14 protein-coding genes are annotated in these 16,106 nt (G+C 71.0%); 9 read left to right on the forward strand and 5 right to left on the reverse strand.

Annotated elements, in window-relative coordinates:
• Nucleotides 1–257: 257 nt before the first annotated feature.
• The 4 genes from rfbC (at nucleotide 258) to rfbA (ending at nucleotide 3,760) form a co-directional block, all read left to right on the forward strand.
• Nucleotides 258–809, forward strand: coding sequence for a dTDP-4-dehydrorhamnose 3,5-epimerase (gene rfbC / locus MFF40_RS06925; protein ID WP_147855044.1), 552 nt, complete (start codon nucleotides 258–260; stop codon nucleotides 807–809).
• A 109-nt stretch (nucleotides 810–918) separates the two neighbouring features.
• Nucleotides 919–1,968, forward strand: a complete 1,050-nt coding sequence (gene rfbB, locus MFF40_RS06930) for a dTDP-glucose 4,6-dehydratase (RefSeq protein WP_238260016.1) — start codon at nucleotides 919–921, stop codon at nucleotides 1,966–1,968.
• Nucleotides 1,968–2,873, forward strand: a complete 906-nt coding sequence (gene rfbD / locus MFF40_RS06935) for a dTDP-4-dehydrorhamnose reductase (RefSeq protein WP_147855038.1) — start codon at nucleotides 1,968–1,970, stop codon at nucleotides 2,871–2,873. Before rfbB ends, rfbD begins: the two co-directional genes overlap by 1 nt.
• Complete coding sequence (gene rfbA, locus MFF40_RS06940; protein WP_238260017.1) at nucleotides 2,870–3,760, forward strand: glucose-1-phosphate thymidylyltransferase RfbA; 891 nt, start codon at nucleotides 2,870–2,872, stop codon at nucleotides 3,758–3,760. The genes rfbD and rfbA overlap by 4 nt, the downstream gene beginning before the upstream one ends.
• Nucleotides 3,761–3,822: 62 nt before the next feature.
• On the opposite strand, the gene MFF40_RS06945 is transcribed toward rfbA, so the two are convergent.
• A complete protein-coding gene (locus MFF40_RS06945; RefSeq protein ID WP_147855040.1) occupies nucleotides 3,823–4,089 on the reverse strand; it encodes a hypothetical protein in 267 nt (88 codons plus the stop codon).
• 161 nt (nucleotides 4,090–4,250) lie between these two features.
• On the opposite strand from MFF40_RS06945, the gene MFF40_RS06950 reads away from it, so the two are divergent.
• From MFF40_RS06950 to MFF40_RS06965, 4 genes are all read left to right on the forward strand, one after another.
• Entirely contained in the window at nucleotides 4,251–5,348 is a 1,098-nt protein-coding gene (locus MFF40_RS06950) for an OpgC family protein (RefSeq protein ID WP_147897143.1), read from the forward strand.
• Nucleotides 5,309–6,196: an SGNH/GDSL hydrolase family protein gene (locus MFF40_RS06955; RefSeq protein WP_147897144.1), complete on the forward strand. Its 888-nt coding sequence runs from the start codon at nucleotides 5,309–5,311 to the stop codon at nucleotides 6,194–6,196. The genes MFF40_RS06950 and MFF40_RS06955 overlap by 40 nt, the downstream gene beginning before the upstream one ends.
• Before the next feature lie 190 nt (nucleotides 6,197–6,386).
• Nucleotides 6,387–7,742 (forward strand): lipopolysaccharide biosynthesis protein, encoded by a 1,356-nt coding sequence (locus MFF40_RS06960; RefSeq protein ID WP_147897145.1) that lies wholly within the window; start codon nucleotides 6,387–6,389, stop codon nucleotides 7,740–7,742.
• Nucleotides 7,739–8,884 carry a GNAT family N-acetyltransferase gene (locus tag MFF40_RS06965; protein ID WP_147897146.1) on the forward strand — a complete coding sequence of 382 codons (1,146 nt, stop codon included), beginning with the start codon at nucleotides 7,739–7,741 and terminating at the stop codon, nucleotides 8,882–8,884. The genes MFF40_RS06960 and MFF40_RS06965 overlap by 4 nt, the downstream gene beginning before the upstream one ends.
• A gap of 57 nt (nucleotides 8,885–8,941) precedes the next feature.
• Here MFF40_RS06965 and MFF40_RS06970 read toward each other — a convergent pair whose 3' ends face one another.
• Entirely contained in the window at nucleotides 8,942–9,226 is a 285-nt protein-coding gene (locus tag MFF40_RS06970) for a hypothetical protein (RefSeq protein WP_147856825.1), read from the reverse strand.
• 173 nt (nucleotides 9,227–9,399) lie between these two features.
• Here MFF40_RS06970 and MFF40_RS06975 point away from each other — a divergent pair, with 173 nt between their 5' ends.
• Entirely contained in the window at nucleotides 9,400–9,654 is a 255-nt protein-coding gene (locus tag MFF40_RS06975) for a hypothetical protein (RefSeq protein WP_147856824.1), read from the forward strand.
• 13 nt (nucleotides 9,655–9,667) lie between these two features.
• On the opposite strand, the gene MFF40_RS06980 is transcribed toward MFF40_RS06975, so the two are convergent.
• The 3 genes from MFF40_RS06980 to MFF40_RS06990 all read right to left on the reverse strand — a co-directional run bounded on the left by MFF40_RS06980 (nucleotide 9,668) and on the right by MFF40_RS06990 (nucleotide 16,103).
• On the reverse strand, nucleotides 9,668–11,998 hold the full coding sequence (locus MFF40_RS06980) for a PAS domain-containing sensor histidine kinase (RefSeq protein ID WP_147897147.1): 2,331 nt from the start codon (nucleotides 11,996–11,998) through the stop codon (nucleotides 9,668–9,670).
• A 179-nt stretch (nucleotides 11,999–12,177) separates the two neighbouring features.
• Complete coding sequence (gene pepN / locus MFF40_RS06985) at nucleotides 12,178–14,799, reverse strand: aminopeptidase N (protein ID WP_147897148.1); 2,622 nt, start codon at nucleotides 14,797–14,799, stop codon at nucleotides 12,178–12,180.
• 116 nt (nucleotides 14,800–14,915) lie between these two features.
• Entirely contained in the window at nucleotides 14,916–16,103 is a 1,188-nt protein-coding gene (locus MFF40_RS06990; RefSeq protein ID WP_147855463.1) for an MFS transporter, read from the reverse strand.
• Nucleotides 16,104–16,106 lie beyond the last annotated feature (3 nt).

A 16,106-nucleotide genomic window follows, 5' to 3' on the forward strand; every position in this document is an offset into this window, starting at 1 on the left:
AGCCGAATCGTTCTTGCCAGAACTGTTTTGGCGAAACCCGTTCCGGCCAAGACTGCGCCCCCGAAAACAACCACCGAGACAGCCGCTCGACCGGCGGCCCCGCAGCCAACACGCCTTGACACGGCCGGCGAATGACCGGAAGTCGCGCTGCGATCATCGAGGTTGATCTCGGCGCGGCCGGCGCGATGCCCGGGACGACCGAGGCGGAGAGGTCCGCGGGGCTGCCCGGCAGCATCCGCGGGGAGGGGCGCGCTGGCATGGACGTGGTCGAGACCGAAATCCCGGACGTGAAGCGCATCAAGCCGAAGCGCTTCGGCGACGCGCGCGGGTGGTTCTCGGAGACGTTCCGAGCCGACGCGATGGCCCGGGCCGGGATCACCACCCCGTTCGTGCAGGACAACCAGTCGTTCTCGGCGCCGCAGGGCACGATCCGCGGCCTGCACTTCCAGGTCGCCCCGCAGGCCCAGGCCAAGCTGATCCGGGCGCTCCAGGGCACGATCCTCGACGTGGCGGTGGATATCCGCAGCGGATCGCCGACCTTCGGTAAGTACGTGGCGGTGACGCTCGACGCCGAGGGCGGCGAGCAGCTCTACATCCCGCACGGCTTCGCCCACGGCTTCTGCACCCTGACCCCGGACGTCATGGTCGCCTACAAGGTCGACGCCTATTACAGCCCGGAGCACGACCGGGCGCTGGCCTGGGACGATCCCGAGATCGGGATCCCGTGGCCGGTCTCGGGCGAGGCCGCGATCCTGTCCGACAAGGACCGCCGCGCGCCCCGGCTCGCCGATCTCGGCCGGGTGTTCTGATCCCGCGTTTCCGGCCGCCGTGCGGCCTGGCCGTATTTCCGTCACGCCGGGCGGTCTTTAGCTTCCGGCAGTTCATTTCCGCACGCGAACGATTTGAAGGGGACCCACCATGCGCATTCTCGTGACCGGAGGCTGCGGCTTCATCGGCTCGGCGCTGGTGCTGCACCTCGTCAACGATCTCGGCCACGAGGTCTGCACCCTCGACGCGATGACCTACGCGGCCAACCCGATCTCCCTCGCGCCGCTCGCCGACAACCCGCGCCACCGGCTGGTCGAGGCCGACATCTGCGATCGCGCCGCCGTGCAGGCCGCCATGGCCGACTTCAAGCCGCAGGCGGTGATGCATCTGGCCGCCGAGAGCCATGTCGACCGCTCGATCACCGATCCGGGCGCGTTCGTGCGCACCAACGTCATCGGCACCCAGACCATGCTGGACGGGGCCCGCGGGTATTTCGAGACCCTGCCGGAGGCGGAGAAGAAGTCGTTCCGGTTCCTCCACGTCTCCACCGACGAGGTCTACGGCTCGCTGCCCCCGGAGGCGTTCTTCACCGAGGACAGCCGCTACGACCCGCGTTCGCCCTACTCGGCCTCGAAGGCGGCGTCCGATCACCTGGCTCGCGCCTGGCACGAGACCTACGGGCTGCCGGTGCTGGTGACCAACTGCTCGAACAATTACGGCCCGCGGCACTTCCCGGAAAAATTGATCCCGCTGATGATCCTCAATGCCCTCGAGGGCAAGAAGCTGCCGGTTTACGGCGACGGCCTGAACGAGCGCGACTGGATCCATGTCGAGGACCACGCCAAGGGTTTGGTCGCCGTGCTGGAGCGTGGCCGGATCGGCAACACCTACCTGCTCGGCGGGCGGGCAGTGCGCAACAACCTCGCGGTGGTGAAGGCCCTCTGCGCGGCCTTCGACCGGCTGCGGCCGGCGAACGGGCCCCACGAGCAGCTGATCAGCTTCGTCACCGACCGGCCGGGCCATGACCGGCGCTACGCCATCGACTGCACCAAGGCCGAGACCGAGCTCGGCTGGAAGCCTCAAAAGACCTTCGAGCAGGCGCTCGAAGAGACCGTGGCCTGGTACCTCGACAACGAGAGCTGGTGGCGCCCGATCCGCGAGGGCCGCTACACGGGCGAGCGCCTCGGGCTGACCCGCTGATGGACTTCCTGGTCCTCGGCGGCGCCGGCCAGGTCGGCACCGAGCTGCAGGCCCTGGCCTGGCCGGTCGGAGTTTTGGTGCACGCGCCGAGCCGCGCCGAGCTCGACATCACCGACCCGGGCGCCGTCGCCCGGACCCTGGACGCGCGCGCCTACCGGGCGGTGATCAACACCGCCGCCTATACGGCCGTCGACAAGGCCGAGTCCGACGTCGTCGAGGCCTGGCGCCTGAACGCGCTCGCCCCGGCGATCCTGGCCGCCGCGACGGCCCAGAAGAAAATCCCGCTCGTTCACGTCTCGACCGACTACGTCTTCGCCGGCACCAAGCCCGACCGCGCCTATGCCCCAGACGAGGCGATCGACCCGCAGAGCGTCTACGGCGCCAGCAAGGCCGCGGGCGAACTCGCCGTGCGCACTGCCAACCCGCGCCACGCGATCGTGCGCACCGCCTGGGTGGTGAGCCCGCACCGGGGCAACTTCGTCAAGACGATGTTGCGGCTCGCCGGCGAGCGCGACGCCCTCACGGTCGTCGACGACCAGCATGGCTGCCCGACCTCCGGGGCCGACCTCGCCGCCGCCCTGGCGACCATTGCGCAGCGTTTGGCCGAGGATGCGGACGCGCCCACCGGCACGTTCCATTATGTGAATGCCGGCGCCACCACCTGGCACGGCTTCGCCGAGGCGATCGTAGCCGGGTCCGCCCGGCGCGGGGGCCGGTCGATCCCGGTCACCGGCATCCCGACCTCCGCCTATCCGACACCGGCCCGGCGGCCGGCCAATTCGCGCCTGTCCACCGACAGCCTGACGGCGGCCTACGGCCTCGCGCCGCGGCCCTGGCAGGCGGCGCTCGACGACATCCTCGACCGGCTCGTGGGGCCGGTTCGAGAGGGAGCTTCCAAGCCATGAAGGGCATCGTCCTGGCCGGCGGATCCGGCACGCGCCTGCACCCGGCCACGCTGTCGATCAACAAGCAGTTGCTGCCGGTCTACGACAAGCCGATGATCTACTATCCGATCTCGGTGCTGATGCTCGCCGGCATCCGCGAGATCCTGATCATCTCCTCGCCGGAGCACCTCGACAACTACAAGCGCCTGTTCGGCACCGGCGAGCAGTTCGGCCTGCAGTTCAGCTACGCGGTGCAGCCGCGGCCGGAGGGCCTGGCCCAGGCCTTCGTGATCGGGCGCGACTTCGTGGGCACCGACGACGTGGCGCTGATCCTGGGCGACAACCTGTTCTTCGGCGCCGGCATGAGGGAGTTGCTGAACCAGGCGCGGTCGCGCAAGGACGGCGCGACGGTGTTCGCCTACCACGTCGACAACCCGCAGGCCTACGGCGTGGTCAATCTCGACAAGAGCGGGCGCCCGACCAAGATCGTCGAGAAGCCGCAGAACCCGGAATCGACCTGGGCGGTGACCGGCCTGTACTTCTACGACAACCAGGTGCTCGACATTGCCGCCGCCGTGAAGCCGTCGGCCCGGGGCGAGCTGGAGATCACCAGCGTCAACGAGGCCTATCTCGAGCGCGGACAGCTCTATGTCGAGCGGATGTCGCGCGGCTATGCCTGGCTCGACACCGGGACGCATGACAGCCTGCTGGAGGCCAGCGAGTTCGTCCGCACCCTGCAGAACCGCCAGGGCCTGCAGGTGGCCTGCCTGGAGGAGATCGCTTTCCTCCAGAACTTAATCACCCGCGACCAGCTGATCGCCCGCGGCGAGATGTTCGCCAAGACCAATTACGGCCAGAACCTGCTTCGCCTCGCACGCGAGAGCGAGGACGAGTTGGCGCTGCGGTGACGCCCGAGTGAAAGATCCGGGGCCGAATCGATGGCCCCGGATCGGTCCGGATCGGAAAAGGCCTACTTCGGCGCGCAGCCGATGCAGATGCCCTGCGAGATCTTGTCGTCCTCGATCTGCTGCCGGGTGCGGTCGCGGCGGTCGTTGACCGTGGCGGCGCCGGCGCCGGAGGCGGGTGGCATGGTCTGGCCGACCGACGAGGTGTGCGGCGCCGTGATCGTCGAGGTCGGTCCGCCGCCGGTGCCGGTCTGAGCCTGTGCCGATGCGGCCGTGGTGGCCAGCACCGGCAGCAGGGCCGCGAGTCCGAGGATCGTGATCGTGCGGGTCATCGTGGTGGGATCTCCTTGCCCGGACCTAACGCGAGCGTGACCGCCCGGTTCGCCTGCCCCCGCGAACTCTCCCTTTGTTCGCCTTTGCAGAGGCGGTCCGGCGCCGTATCAGGGGCCGCCGATCCCCGATCCCGTGCCGAAACCCCGGAGCCGCCGCGACGATGCGCGACCCCAACGCGATCGACTTCTGGCGCGGCTTCGCCCTGGTGACGATTTTCATCAATCACATCCCGGGCAACACCTTCGAGCGCTACACCTTCTCGCAATACGGCATCTCGGATGCCGCCGAGCTGTTCGTGTTCCTGGCGGGTTGGTCGATCGGCATCGCCACGCGCGGGCGCGACGGCAAGCCGGAGGCCGCGGGCAAGAGCGTGGTGCGGCTGCTCGCCCGCACCGTGGAGGTCTACCGGGCGCAGCTCACCGTGATGCTGCTCGCCCTGGCGCTCATCGCCGGCGCGGCGCTGCTGCTCGACAACCCGCTGATCCTGGAATGGCACAATGCCGGCGGGTTCTTCGCAGACCCGATCCAGTCGGTCTGCGGCATGGCGCTGATGACCTACCAACTCGGCTTCTTCAACATCCTGCCGCTCTACGTGCTGCTGATCGGCATCGCACCGATCTTCGTGCTGGTCGGCCGCATCAGCCTGATCGCGGCGTTGGCGCTGTCGGGGGGCATCTATCTCGCCAGCCTCGTGTTCGAGTGGAACGTCCCGTCCTGGCCGGGGGAGGGGGATTGGTTCTTCGATCCGTTCTGCTGGCAGGTGCTGCTGGTGCTGGGTTTCGTGCTCCAGGGCTGGAGCCTGCGCTCGGACACCCTGCGCCGCTGGTCGCGGCGCCTGGTCCCGGTCGGCTTCGCCATCGTCACCGTCGGCGTCGTGCTGGCCGTGACCGAGATCCGGCCGGATCCCCTGATGGTGCCCGAGCCGCGGCTGCTGTTCACGTTCGAGAAGACCTACCTGACACCGGCGCGGCTTCTTCATTTCCTGGGGGTATTGCTCGCCTTCGCTCCGCTTTACGCACTTATAGCTCCCCGAATCGGGGTCGTCGGGCGCTATCTCAGTCAGCTGGGCCGGAACTCGCTGGCGGTCTTCTCGATGGGCTCGATCCTGAGCCTGTTCGGGCAGCTCGTGCGTTTCCAGACCGGCGGCGGCGTGCTGGTCGATATGCTGGTCGCCGGAAGCGGCCTGGTGGGTCTGGGGTTCACCGCATGGTTCGTCGAATGGCGCACCCGCAGCAAGTCGTCCCGGCCCCGGCCGTGAGGCGCAGGCGCGCCTCCGGGATCCGCCGGGCGCTGGCCGGCCTGATCCTGGGTCTCGCGGCGCCGATCCTGGCGGTTGCGGCGGAGCAGCCGGCGGATCCGGGTCCGGGCGATCAACCCGGCCTGTCGCTGGAATGCCGGGTGCCGGGTGCGCAGCTCTACACCATGGCCAAGCTCGGCGCGGTCCGGACCGCGCTCAGCGAGAACCGCGCCCTCAAGATCCTGGCGATCGGCGGCAGCTCCGCGCCGGGCGCCTCGGCCTCGTATCCGGCCAAGCTCGAAGCCGCCCTGGAACGGGCCCTGCCCAAGATCGACGTGACCATCGACCACCGCGGGCTGCCCGGGGAGATCGCCTCCGGGGCGTCCGAGCGCCTGCGCACCATGGTGGCCGAGGCGGAGCCCGACCTCGTCGTCTGGCAGGTCGGGACCCACGACGCCATCGCCCGGGTGGATGCCGACGCCTTCGCCAGCTCGCTGAGCGAAGCCGTGGCCTGGATCCGCTCGCACGGGATCGACGTGGTGCTGGTCGATCCGATCTACACCGCAAGCATGGTGGCGGATGTCGACTACAACCGGATCGTCGACGCGGTCCGGACGGTGGCGAACGAGCAGCAGGTGCCCCTGGTCCGGCGCTACGAGGCCCTGCGCTACCTGTCGAGCCGAACCGAGAAGGGTGAGAGCCACATGCTCGGGCGGCAGTTCCGGCTGAACGATCTCGGCCTGCGCTGCATGGCCGAGCACGTGGCGTTGACCATCGCCACCTCACTCGCCCGGACCGAGGCCGCCCCGGAACCGACGACCGCGCCGGGCCCCGCGCCCTTAACCGAGCCGCAACGCGCCCCGGGCTAGACCCCTCATCCCGAGACCGTTCTTCGGCGGTGACTGGAACAGCGTCCTGGATACAGGATCCGAGGATCCCGCGTCCGAGGATCCCTGGTGTCTGGCGCCGCCTTCACGGGATCGACGGGCATCATCCGGCTTCGAAGGCCGGCCCCGCCTTCAGGGTGATGCGCGAAATGAGCCCGGCGCGGAGCGCGTAGTGTCAGCCACGGCCGTCCCAGCCCGCTCCCTGCTCGCCGCCGCCGGCCGGCGCCTGCATGCCCTGCGAGGCGGCCCGGCGCGGGCCGCGCTTACCGTCTTCGCCATCCGGGTCGGCGCGGCCGGCTTCGCGTACGCAGCGCAGGTGCTCGCCGCCCGGCTGATGGGCTGGGACGCCTACGGGGTGTTCGCGTCGGTGTGGGTCTGGACCGCGATGCTGGGCCATACCCTGACGCTGGGCCTGTCGCAGGGCGCCTGCCGGTTCGTTCCCTGTGATCAGGCCCGGGGCGACCTCGACCTGGCTCGCGGATACATCCGGGCCGGCGCCCTGGTGACCGGCGGGGCGGCCATCAGCGTGGCCGCCCTCGGCGCGTCGCTGCTGTGGCTCGAGCCGGGCCTGTTCGCTCCGGCCTACCGGGCGCCGATCGCGGTGGCTGTGTGCGTGATGCCGCTCTTCGCTCTCCAGGATTACCTCGAAGGGGTGGCGCGCAGCCAGAACTGGGTCGGTCTCGCCATCGCGCCGCCCTACCTGCTGCGCCAGAGCCTGATGATGGCCTGCATGGTCGGCGCCGTCCTGCTCGGAGCCCCACCCCGGGCCGAGGTCGCGATGGCCTGCATGCTGGTCGCGGCCGCGATCGCCACGGCGCTCCAGGCCGCCCTGCTCGTGGCGCGCCTGCGGGCGGGCCTGCCGGCCGGGCCGCATCGCTATCATTGGCGGACCTGGCTCGGCACGAGCCTGCCGATCGCCGGGATCGACCTGGCCAATGCCGGCTTCACCTTCGTGGACGTGATCGTGCTCGGCGCCCTGGTGAGCCCGGCCGAGCTCGGCCTGTATTTCGCCGCGACCCGGATCCAGCAATTCGTGGTGTTCGTGCACTTCGCCGCCAGCGCGGCGACGCTTCAGCGCTACAGCGCCGCCCAGGCCCAGGCTGACCGCCCGCTGCTCGCCGACCTCGTCCGCCGGCAGGGCCGGCTGACCGCCGCCGCCACCCTGCTGGTCGGCGGCGGGATCGTGGTCGCAAGCCCCCTGCTGCTGGCGATGTTCGGCCCCGGCCTCGGCTCCAGCGTTCCGATCCTGGCCGTGCTGGTGGCCGGCAGCGTCGCCGCCAGCCTGTTCGGCCCCGGCGAGGACCTGCTGACCATGCTGGGCGGGGAGCGCCTCTGTGCCGGCATCACCGCCGCCATGCTGATCGCCGCCGCGCTCCTGTGCCTGGTCCTGATTCCACCGTTCGGAACCCTGGGTGCCGCGTTCGCGGTGGCGCTGGCGACGATCACCCGCGCCATGCTGCTGGCCGGCGCCGCGGGACGCCTGCACGGGCTGCCGACTCCGATCTGGTCCGCAGGAGCGACGCGATGATCGTCCACGCCGCCGCCGCGTTCGGAAGTCCTCCCGGCCTGGCGGCCTCGGTCGGTCCGGCCCCGGATCCGGAGGCGTGGGACGCCTTGTTCACCGCGAGCGCCACGCCCCACCCCCATTACGCGCACCACTCGGTCGCCGCACACCAAGCCACCGGGATGCTCCCCGAGGCTGTGAGCTTCGTCACGGTCCACCGCGGGGATCGCCTGGCCGCGCTCCTGCCGTTCGCGCTCCGGCGCGACTTGACCGGCCTCGGTGGCCGGGTCGCACGGCCGTTCTTGTCGCCGCTGGTGACGGCCACGGCGCCCCTGGTGATCGACGGCCCCGAGCGCGCCAGCGCGGTCGAGGCCCTCGTTGCCGGCCTGGAGCAGGCGTCCGGCGGCCGGGCCTGGCGCTGGCCCCTCCTGCCGGTGCAGGACGGCGCGGTGCCGGAGATGCTGGCGGCCATGCGCGCGCGCGGTTGGGTCATCGGCACGGTGGCTGCGTTCGAGCGCCCAGTGATGGAGCGCCGGGCCGACCACGCGGCCTTCCTGGCCGGGCATCCGAACCGCTCTCGGTTCAAGGATCTGCGCCGCCGCGCCCGTCGGCTCGGTGAGATCGGCCTCCTCGCGCCTGTGAGCGCCACAGGCGGCCCAGACCTCGCCGCGTTGGTCGCGGCGTTCCTCGCCCTCGAACGCCGGGGCTGGAAGGGTGAAGCAGGGACCGCCATGGCCTGCCGACCCGAGACGGAGACGCTCGCCCGCGCCCTGTTTGCCGAAGGGTCCGGCCCGGTCGGCGTCCGGGCGGATGCCTTGACGCTCGACGGGCGGCCGATCGCGGTCAGCCTCGCCCTGGTCGCCGGGGGCACCGCGACGCTGCTCAAGACCGCCTACGACGAGGATCTGCGCAGCCATGCCCCCGGCCTGCTGATGGAGGCCGAGATCGTTCGCGGCTGCCACGAGACCGGCTTCGCGAACAGGCTCGACTCGGCGACGCTCGAGGGCTCGGCTCTGGAGGATCTCTACCGCGAGCGCACGCAGGTGGCCGAACTCATCGCCCTGCCGCCGGGGGATCGCACCCTGTCCCTGGAGCGGCGCCTGCGGCTGGCTCGGTTCGAGCAGGAGGCGCGCATCGCGGCCAAGAAAGTGCTGCGGCGGCGCTGACGCTCAAGCCGCACGCGTCGTCGCCCGCCGAAGGCCGGGGCGCTTCGGGACGCTGCGCTACCGGTTGCGATATGGACCCTCGCCCTGAACCTGATCGTAGACACCGTGCCCGGTCCGGGCCCGGTAGGCCCGGCCGGCGATCTGGCCAGGCGTCGGCGGCGTGCCGGGCTGGGCGAAGCTGGTCTCGGGACGGTAGGCCGGCCCCCAACCGATCTCCTCGTCGCCGGCCGGGTCCTTACCCGGAAAGCCGGTAGCGTAGCCGACGCTCTGGGCCAGAGCCGGGGCGGTTGCCAGAACGAGCAGGGCTGCGAGGGTGAGGCGGAGCTGTGTCCTTGAACGCATCGTTGCAATGTCCCGAAGGTCGATCCGAAGCGTGGATCCTTTGCAAGGGAAACGCCGGACCGCGACACGCGTTCTGAGGGGGCGATTCCGTGTCGCGGGCGAGACCCCGGCCCATCGGTCGGCAACGGACGACGGTTCCCCGCGTAGACCGCGGTCGGCACGGAGAAGTCGCCATGGAGGATTGGAAGGCGGAGTTCCGGGCCGAGTTGCGGGCCATCGAGATCGCCACCGCCGACGCGGCCTCGGCGCTGTTGCCGGACCTGCTGCGACGCCTGCGCCGTCACGAGGCCGGGCTTGGCGGATCGGGATACCTCTCGCCCTATCGCCGCTGGCGGATCCGGCGCCTGACACGCGCCGTGGCGGATGCCCGCTGGCAGGTCGAGCAGGGCCGGCTGGCGCGGATGGGCGGCCTCGACACGAGTCGGTGACGCGCCGGCCGGCTCAGGCGGCGACCGACCTGCGACCGGCATTCCGGCCTGCGGCGACAGCGCGGCCGAGGCGGTCCGTCTGCTCGGGGGCCGGGGCCGGCAGGCGCACGAGGACGACGGTGCCGACCGTCTCCTCGGAGCGGATCCGGAGGGTGCCGCCGTGCAGTTCGACCATGGAGCGGGTGATCGCAAGCCCGAGCCCCGAGCCCTTGTGGCTGCGGGTCATCTGCGCCTCGACCTGGGTGAACGGCCGGCCGAGCCGGGCGAGGTCGGCGCGCGGAATCCCGATGCCGCTATCCTCGACGAACAGGTGCGTGCTGGCCCCCGCGCGGCGGACGCGCACCGCAATGCGGCCCCCGGCCGGTGTGAACTTCACGGCGTTCTGCACGAGGTTGGCCAGGATCTGCTGCATCGCGCTCGGATCGGCGAGAAGCTCGATCCCGGGCTGCACGTCGATGCCAACCGCGATCCCCTTTTCCCGGGCGACCGCCTCGACGAGGCCGAGCGCCGACGCGACGGCGGCATCGGCGGGGATCGTCCGCGGGTTCAGCCGCACCCGCCGCGCCTCGAGCCGGGCCATGTTGAGGATGTCGTCGATCATCGAGAGCAGGTGCGAGCCGCTTTCGCGGATGTCGCGGCAATACTCGGTGTAGCGGGGGGTACCGAGGGGACCGAGAACCGCGTTCTCCATCACGTCGGCGAAGCCGATGATCGCGTTGAGCGGCGTGCGCAGCTCGTGGCTCATATTGGCCAGGAACTCGGACTTGGCCTGGCTGGCGGCTTCGGCCGCGGCTTTCTGGTCGAGGTAGCGCTCAGCCAGGTCGGCGAGCTGCTGGGTCTGGAGCTCGAGGGTGCGGCGGGAGCGCTTGAGATCCTTGACGGTCTCGATCAGCTCGCGCTCCGAGGCCTGGAGCTGTTCCTGGTGGCGCTTCAGGCTGGTGATGTCGGTCCCGACCGAGACGTAGCCGCCGTCCTTGGTCCGGCGTTCGCTGATCTGCAGCCAGCGGCCGTCGGTCAACTCGGCCTCGAAGGTCCGGGCGGCCAGCCCGGTGAGCGCCAGGTTGGCCTCGGGGGATTCGCGTCGGACCTGGGGCAGCACGCCCCGGCCCATCACGTCGATGTAGCTCCGGCCCGATTGCGCGTCCTCGGGGCTGAGGGCGTGGAGGTGGCGGAACTTCGAATTGCACAGGACGAGGCGGTTGCCGGTATCCCACAGGACAAAGGCCTCCGAGATCGCCTCGACGGCGTCGCGCAGGCGCATGTCGGAGGCCGCGTTGGTCTCTTCCAGGGCCCGCTGCTCGGTGATGTCGGTGGCGATGCCGACGAGATGGCGGCCGCCATCGGTGGCGTCGGGCATCACCTCGGCCCGGGCGCGCAGCCAGACGTAGGCGCCGTCGGCTCCGCGCATCCGGAAGGCGTGATCGACGCAGGTTTGGTTGGCTGCGAGCCCCCGGGCGAGGCTGTAGAGGTCGCCGTCATCGGGGTGAACCAGCGCGTTCACCGCCCCGAAGGAGAGATATTCGTGCTGCCGCTGGTAGCCGAGCAGCGCGTACATGGAATCGGACCAGTAGATCCGGCCCCGGGCGATGTCCCAGTCCCAGAGCCCGCAGGCGCCGCGGCGCAGGGCGGTCTCCAGGCGACCGCGGATCTGCTCGCGGGCGCGGTCGGCGCGGGTCGCCTGCCGGCTCTGCAGCCCGTAGGCGAGGCCGACGCCGACGATCACCAGGATCGCGGCCGCGACCAGGACGATCTGGTCCCGGGCCCGGGCGCTCCAGCCGCGCATCAGCGGCTCGATCGGCTGAAGTACGGCGACCTGACCGGCCCCGTCCGGCAGGCTGTGGATCGCCGCCAGCACGCTCTCGCCGCCGGGCAGGTCGAGGGCCATGGCACCAGCGCGCTCGCCGAGGCCCGAGAGCGGCTCGCTCTCGCCGAGCACCTCGGCCAGGGTCATGGAGCCCGCGGGCAGCGGCGGGTGGGCGGCGGCGATGCGGGCATCCGGCCGGAGCAGCAGCAGGCGCCGCCCCGGGTGCCGCTCGCTCTCCGGCAGCAGCGCGCGCAGGTCGCCCGCCCGGCCGCCGGCCGACGTGATCGCCCGGGCAGCCAGCCGGGCGAAGCCCTCGACCTCGGCCTTGGCGCCGGCCAGGATCTCGGCCCGTTGGCCCTGGATGTGGAGCGCCGCGAGGCCGATCAGGCAGGCCAGGAACACCGCCAGGATGCCCGGCACGGCGTAGCGCAGCCACCGCTCGACCAGACCGAGCCGCGGATCCTGGACGCGCATCGGCCAGGAAACGGCAAGACTCGATTCCGCACGCGCGGAGAAGGAAGCGGAAGCCGCCTCCGGCATGGCCGAACCTCACCCTTGGGAACTGCGATCCGTCCGCGGCGTCTCGCGCGCCCCGAATCTGATTGAATACAACCATCTTCGAGGGGCGCTTGTCCACGGATTTTTTACCATTCGGCCTTGACGCACCCCCTGGGTTAGGACTCGGCCAGAGAATCGTTTTCTACCGCAAGTTCAGTATCTTAGCCGCCTCCGAGGGTGCGCGCGACGATGTCCGCGGAGTCCCGCGAGAGGCCCGGGATGGCCTTGATCCGATTAAGCATTTCGCCGGCTTTGGCAGCCCGCGATTTTTCCAGCCGACGCCAGGATCCGAAGGCCGTCAGGAGCCGTGCGGCAACCTGTGGGTTGGCCGAATCGAGGGCTGCGACCGTATCGGCGACGAGCGAAAAACCCGCGCCATCGGCCCGCGCGAACTGAGTCGGATTGCCGAAAGCGAAGCTTCCCACCACCGCGCGGACCCGATTCGGGTTGGTCATGGTGAAAGCCGGGTGGGCCTTCAACCGGGCGATTCGGTCCAGGGTCCCGGGTTCGGGGATCTGAGCCTGGATGGCGAACCACTTGTCGAGCACGAGCGGCTCGTCGGCGAAGCGCTCCGCGAAGCCCGCCAGCGCCTCCTCCCGGGCCTGACCGGGGATCAGCGCCAGGATCCCGAGCGCTGCCAACCGGTCGGTCATGTTGGTGGCGCGCGCCAGACGGTCCGCGGCGCGCGATGCCCCGGTCTCGGGGTCGCCGGCCGCGATCAGGTCGAGGGCGGCGTTGCGCAGGGATCGGCGCCCGGCCGACGCCGCGTCCGGGCTGTAGGCCGCGTCGTCGGCCGCCGCGAGGGCGGCGTCGAGCCGCTCCAGGCGCGGCCGCAGGACTTGGCCCAGATGCGCCCGCAGCGCGAACCGCGCCCGGTGGATCGCGTCGGGATCGACGTCCGACAGCAGCGCGTCCGCGGCCTCACCCTCGCTCGGCAGGGCCAGGACCAGGGCCGCGAAGGCCGGATCGGACAGCGCCTCGCTGTCCAGAAAGCGGCCGAGCGCCTCCGCGAACGCGTAGGCGCGGGCCGGATCGGGCTCAAGGATGAGGCGGAGGGCCACGTCCTGCGCCGCCTGCCAGCGGTTGAACGGATCGCTGTCCTGCGCGAGCAGCCGCATGCGCTGGGCGTCGGTGAGCGCGAGATCCAGGCGCACCGGGGCGGAGAAGTCGCGCATCAGCGACGGCACCGGCTCCTCGGTGACGCCGTCGAACACGATCTCGGCTTCGGCCCGGTCAAGGACGAAGATTCCGTCACGCACATCCGGACAGGTCGCACCCGAGAGCGGTCCCGCGGCGCCGACGAGCCCGAGCGCCACCGGGATCACCAGCGGCGGCGTGTCCCGGCCGCCCTCGCCGGGCAGGCTCTGGGTGAACCGCAGGGTGCAGCGGGACGCAGCCGGATCGTACGCCATCGTCGCCGTCAGGCGCGGCGTTCCGGGCCGCTCGTACCAGCGGGCGAAGGCCGAGAGGTCGCGGCCCGTCACCGCGGCGAAGGCGGCCAAGAAGTCCTCGACGGTGGCGGCGCGGCCGTCATTGTCGGCGAAGTAGCGGTCCATGCCGGCCCTGAACGCGTCTGCGCCGATCAGCGTGCGCAGCATCCGGACGATCTCGGCGCCCTTGTCGTAGACGGTCGCCGTGTAGAAGTTGTTGATCTCGGCATAGGCGCGTGGCCGCACGGGGTGGCGGAGGGGGCCCGCATCCTCGGGGAACTGCCGCGCCCGCAGGGACCGGACCTCGGCGATCCGGTGGACCGGCCGGGAGCGCATGTCGGAGGAGAATTCCTGGTCGCGGAAGACCGTCAGCCCCTCCTTGAGGCAGAGCTGGAACCAGTCCCGGCAGGTGACCCGGTTGCCCGACCAGTTGTGGAAATACTCGTGGGCGATGATCGCCTCGATCGCCGCGTAATCGCCGTCGGTGGCGGTCTCCGGACTCGCGAGGACGTACTTGTCGTTGAAGATGTTGAGGCCCTTGTTCTCCATGGCGCCCATGTTGAAGTCGGACACGGCGACGACGTTGAACGCGTCGAGGTCATAGGGACGGCCGAAGGCGGTCTCGTCCCAGCGCATCGAGCGGATCACCGCATCGAGGGCGTAGCCGGCGCGGTCCTCCTTGCCGGGCTCGACGTAGACCGCGCAGGTGACGGCGCGCCCCTCCATCGTGGTGAAGCGCGTCTCGACCTGGCCGAGCCGGCCGCCGACCAGGGCGAATAGGTAGGCGGGCTTCGGGTGCGGGTCGTGCCAGATCGCAAAATGCCGATCGGTCCCGGCGGAACCGGATTCGACGAGGTTGCCGTTGCCGAGCAGAACCGGAGCCTCGGCCCGATCCGCCTCGATCCGGGTGGTGTACACCGCCATGACGTCGGGGCGGTCGAGGAAGTATGTGATCCGCCGGAAGCCGTCGGCCTCGCACTGGGTGCAGTAGACCCCGTTCGACCGGTAGAGGCCCATCAGCTTGGTGTTGGCGGTCGGGTCGATCTCGGTGACGAGCCGCAGGCTGAACGGCTGCCCGGGTGGTGCGTGGAGGCCGAAGCCCGATGGCGTGGCCGTGTACGCATCCGCGGCGAGCGCCGCGCCGTCGAGGGCGACCGAGACCAGCCGGAGGTCGTCACCGTCGAGATGAAGCGGCGCGCCCGCGCGGCCGGCCGGGTTCGGACGCAGGGCCAGGGTCGCGTCGATCCGCGTGGCGTGCGGATCCAGACGGATGTCGAGGTCGACGCGATCGATCAGGTAGTCGCTCGGCCGGTATTCCTCCAGGCGGATCAGCGGCGGCGTCTCGGTACGCATTCGGCTCTCTCTCCGATCGGGGGCCGACCCGTTCTGGTCCCTCGCGCGGCCCGGCGCAACGCGGTCGCGGAGCGCGGACTGATGATCGGAGAAGCTCAGCGCATCGCCCCCGGGGGTCAGGACGACCTGGCGGCGACGGCCTTCAGCCGCCACAGTCCGCCGATCAGCCCGAGGTTGATGATGGCCAACAGCGCCAGAAGGCCCCACAGGGCGTCGGGCCCGATCCGCACCAGCAGGAAGGCGCCGAGCGGCGGCGCCATAGCCTGAGCCACCAGCGCGGGCCGGGCCAGCCGGCCGACGAGCCCGGCATAATGGTCGGGCCCGAACAGCACGAGGGGCACGGTACCGCGCGCGATCGAGTAGACGCCGTTGCCGGCGCCATAGATCATCAGGGCGAGGCCGATCACCGGCTCGTGCGACGCCAGCAGCAGCAGCCCGCAGGCGACCAGCGCGAAGGCGGCGGTCAGCGTCCAGAGCGGGTGATGCCGGCCCCGGTTGGCGATCTCGATCAGCCGCGCGGCGACCTGCGACGGCCCGATCAGGCCTCCATACGCGACGGCGGCGGCGAGGGTGACGCCCCGGGCCTGCAGCAGGGTCAGCAGGTGCACCGAGACCAGCGCCATGATGGTGCCGCCGAGCACCAGCACGCCGGCCATCAGCAGGAAGGCCCGGACTTGCCGCGGCGTCAGCGGTACGACGGGCGCCCCTTGCCCGGTCGTCACCACCGCCGGGGGAGGGGCCGGCGGGATCAGCGCGAGGACCAGCGGCAGCGACACCGTCAGGTGCAAGCCGGCATAGGCGAAGCAGGTCTCCCGCCAGCCGACCTGCGCGACCAGGAACGCCGTGAGCGGCCAGCACACGGTGCTGGCGAAGCCGCCAACCAGCGTCAGAGCCGTGATCGCGGACCGCGCCTCGGCGCGGTACAGGCGTCCCAGGGTTGCGTAGGCGGGATCGTACAGGCCGCAACCCATGCCGAGGCCGAGGATCAGCCATCCGGCCAGGAAGACCGGCAGGGTGGGGGACAGGCCCAGCACCATGAGGCCGGCCGCGAGCAGCAGGGCTGCCAGCGCCAGGACCGGGCGCCCCCCGCGCGCCTGGATGACGCGCCCGACGCGCGGCGACACCGCGGCTGCGACCAGCAGGCCGAGGGACAGGCCGCCGACGATCCAGGCCAGCGGCCATCCGGTATCCCGGGCGATCGGCTTGGCCATCACGGCCGGGAGGTAGTAGGTCGAGCCCCAGGCGAGGATCTGCACGACGCCCAGCGCGGAGATCACCGGCCAGCGGCGGGTCCGATCGGCCACCGG

The sequence above is a fragment of the Methylobacterium mesophilicum genome (assembly GCF_022179445.1).
Taxonomy (GTDB): domain Bacteria; phylum Pseudomonadota; class Alphaproteobacteria; order Rhizobiales; family Beijerinckiaceae; genus Methylobacterium; species Methylobacterium mesophilicum.

What these genes read in the sequence shown, in the direction of transcription:
- rfbC (WP_147855044.1), top strand. Translation starts at nt 258, where the DNA reads ATGGACGTGGTCGAGACCGAAATCCCGGACGTGAAGCGCATCAAGCCG.
- rfbB (WP_238260016.1), top strand. Translation starts at nt 919, where the DNA reads ATGCGCATTCTCGTGACCGGAGGCTGCGGCTTCATCGGCTCGGCGCTG.
- rfbD (WP_147855038.1), top strand. Translation starts at nt 1,968, where the DNA reads ATGGACTTCCTGGTCCTCGGCGGCGCCGGCCAGGTCGGCACCGAGCTG.
- rfbA (WP_238260017.1), top strand. Translation starts at nt 2,870, where the DNA reads ATGAAGGGCATCGTCCTGGCCGGCGGATCCGGCACGCGCCTGCACCCG.
- MFF40_RS06945 (WP_147855040.1), bottom strand. Translation starts at nt 4,089, where the DNA reads ATGACCCGCACGATCACGATCCTCGGACTCGCGGCCCTGCTGCCGGTG.
- MFF40_RS06950 (WP_147897143.1), top strand. Translation starts at nt 4,251, where the DNA reads ATGCGCGACCCCAACGCGATCGACTTCTGGCGCGGCTTCGCCCTGGTG.
- MFF40_RS06955 (WP_147897144.1), top strand. Translation starts at nt 5,309, where the DNA reads ATGGCGCACCCGCAGCAAGTCGTCCCGGCCCCGGCCGTGAGGCGCAGG.
- MFF40_RS06965 (WP_147897146.1), top strand. Translation starts at nt 7,739, where the DNA reads ATGATCGTCCACGCCGCCGCCGCGTTCGGAAGTCCTCCCGGCCTGGCG.
- MFF40_RS06970 (WP_147856825.1), bottom strand. Translation starts at nt 9,226, where the DNA reads ATGCGTTCAAGGACACAGCTCCGCCTCACCCTCGCAGCCCTGCTCGTT.
- MFF40_RS06975 (WP_147856824.1), top strand. Translation starts at nt 9,400, where the DNA reads ATGGAGGATTGGAAGGCGGAGTTCCGGGCCGAGTTGCGGGCCATCGAG.
- MFF40_RS06980 (WP_147897147.1), bottom strand. Translation starts at nt 11,998, where the DNA reads ATGCCGGAGGCGGCTTCCGCTTCCTTCTCCGCGCGTGCGGAATCGAGT.
- pepN (WP_147897148.1), bottom strand. Translation starts at nt 14,799, where the DNA reads ATGCGTACCGAGACGCCGCCGCTGATCCGCCTGGAGGAATACCGGCCG.